Origin of the sequence: Pseudomonas sp. EGD-AK9 (genome assembly GCF_000465935.2) — a bacterium.
Classification (GTDB): domain Bacteria; phylum Pseudomonadota; class Gammaproteobacteria; order Pseudomonadales; family Pseudomonadaceae; genus Aquipseudomonas.
Map to the genome: position 1 here is coordinate 1 of NZ_AVOF01000445.1, position 2,239 is coordinate 2,239.

Below are 2,239 nucleotides of genomic sequence, written 5' to 3' on the forward strand. Positions count from 1 at the left end.
AGGCCCAGCGCGCGCGGCAGGCGGTGCGCAGCCTGCAGGACGAGGTGGCCGGCACGGTGCGCCTGACCGTGCCGGTGTCGCTCGGCGAGACCTTCTTCGATGCCCTGCTGCTGGATTTCGCCAGCCGCTACCCGCGGGTGCGCGTCGAGCTGGACCTGGCCAACGCCTACCGCGACCTGCTGGCCGATGGCTTCGACCTGGCCATCCGCTCCGGCGTGGAGCAGGACGAGCGCCTGGTGGCGCGGCCGCTGTTCGCCCTGCAGGAGATCACCTGCGCCGCGCCGGCCTACCTGGCGCGCCACCCGGCGCCGCAGACGCCGGCCGAGCTGAGCCGGCACCAGTGCCTGCTCAACACCCACTACAGCGGCTTCGAGCAGTGGCTGTACCACCGCCAGCACCGCCTGGAGCGGGTGCCGGTGTCCGGGCAGCTGGCCAGCAACCACTACAGCCTGCTGAAGAAGGCGGCGCTCAGCGGCGCCGGCATCGCCCGCCTGCCGTCCTACATGGTCCAGGACGAGCTGGCCGGTGGCTGCCTGCAATGGCTGCTGCGCGACTACCAGACGCGCAGCACCCCGGTATTCCTCGTCCACCCCTGGCAGGGCGCCCTGCCGCGCCGTACCCAGGCGCTGGCGGACTACCTGCTGGGCTGGTTCGAGCGCAGCCGCCTGGCGCTGGACGGCCTCAGCGCCTGAGCTCGCCGGCCACCTGCTGGATCTGCTGGCGCAGCCAGCGGCGCAGGCGATCGGCGTCGGTGCGCTCGTGCCAGATCTGCATCACCTCCACCTGCGGCAATTCCAGGCCGGCCGGCAGGGGGTGCAGCACCAGCGAGGCGTCGCGCGCCACCGCTTCCTCGGCCACCGAGCGCAGGCAGGTCAGCAACAGTTCGCTGCCGCGCACCAGGCGGCTCGGCGCGATGAAGCTGGACAGCCCGGCCGCCACCCGGCGCGTCTGTCCCTGGGCCTGCAGGGCGCGGTCGACCAGGCCGTTGAGGTCGCCGGTGAGGGTGGTCAGCAGGTGTTCGCAGGCCAGGTAGGCCGGCAGGTCGAGCCCCCCGGCCAGGCGCGGATGGTCGCGCGCGGCCAGCACCACGAAGTCCTCGGAGAGCAGGCGCTGCTGGCGGAAGGTGTCCGGCAGGTTGGCGTAGAAGCCGGCGATGGCCAGGTCGCAGGTGCCTTTCTCCAGCTCCTCGCGCGGCAGCAGGCCACGGGTGTTGTGGGTGATCAGCAGCAGGTTGGGTGCCTGCTCGCGCAGGCGCGGCAGCAGGGCGGGCAGCAGGGTCTGCTCGATGTAGTCGGTGGTGTAGAGGTGGATGCGCTCGGCGCGCTGCAGGAAGTCGCGGCCCTCGCACTGGTCGTAGAAGGCCTCCAACTCGGCCACCAGGCGCTGCACCAGCGGTGCCAGCTCATGGGCCCGCGGCGTTGGCGTGAGGCCGCGCGGGGCGCGCACGAACAGCGCATCGCCCAGCTCGTGGCGCAGCTTGTTCAGCTTGTGGCTCAGCGCCGGCTGGCTCAGCGCCATGCGCGCGGCGGCCAGCGAGGCGTTGCGCTCCTGGTAGAGCATGTGGAAGACCAGCAGCAGGTTGAGGTCCTTGTTGGCGATATTCACTTTTTGGATACCAGGAATAAGAGCTTTCGAATTATCGAATCATAACCGTCCGCCTAAGATTCGCCTCATCCGAACGGACCCACGTTCGCCTCATTCAACGGAGACCGCCCATGAAGACCTTCCACCCGCTGGCCCTGGCCGTGCTCGCCGGCCTCGCCGCCACCCCGGCCTTCGCCGCCGAGCCCAAGGGCCAGGTGCTGGTGCTGCTGTCCAGCGAGAACCAGTTGGCGCTCAAGGATGGCCAGCACTACGCCACCGGCTACTACCTCAACGAGTTCGGCGTGCCGGCCGACCGCCTGCTCAAGGCCGGCTACGAGCTGGTGCTGGTGACGCCCAGGGGCAATGCGCCGAGCGTGGATCAGAAGTCCGTCGACCCGCAGTACTTCGGCGGTGACGCGGCCGAGATGCAGCGCATCCAGCAGGTGGTGGCCGGGCTGCCGGGCATCGACGACAGCCTGTCGCTCGACGAAGTGCTGGCCGGCGACCTGGGGCAGTACGAGGGGCTGTTCATCCCCGGTGGCCACGCGCCGCTGATCGACCTGGCCAACAACCCGCAGGTCGGCGCGCTGCTGCGCCACTTCCACCAGGCCGGCAAGCCCACCGCCGCCATCTGCCACGGCCCCATCGCGCTGCT

Annotated in this window: 3 protein-coding genes; 2 read left to right on the top strand and 1 reads right to left on the bottom strand. The window is 70.5% G+C overall.

Going from position 1 to position 2,239, the window contains the following annotated elements; translation table 11 throughout:
• A partial coding sequence (locus N878_RS18285; protein ID WP_021445027.1) for a substrate binding domain-containing protein occupies positions 1-692 on the top strand: 692 nt, incomplete at its 5' end.
• On the opposite strand, the gene N878_RS18290 is transcribed toward N878_RS18285, so the two are convergent.
• Entirely contained in the window at positions 682-1,605 is a 924-nt protein-coding gene (locus tag N878_RS18290) for a LysR family transcriptional regulator (RefSeq protein ID WP_021445028.1), read from the bottom strand. The two genes, N878_RS18285 and N878_RS18290, sit on opposite strands and share 11 nt — an antisense overlap.
• Positions 1,606-1,715: 110 nt before the next feature.
• On the opposite strand from N878_RS18290, the gene N878_RS18295 reads away from it, so the two are divergent.
• A partial coding sequence (locus N878_RS18295) for a DJ-1/PfpI family protein (protein WP_021445029.1) occupies positions 1,716-2,239 on the top strand: 524 nt, incomplete at its 3' end.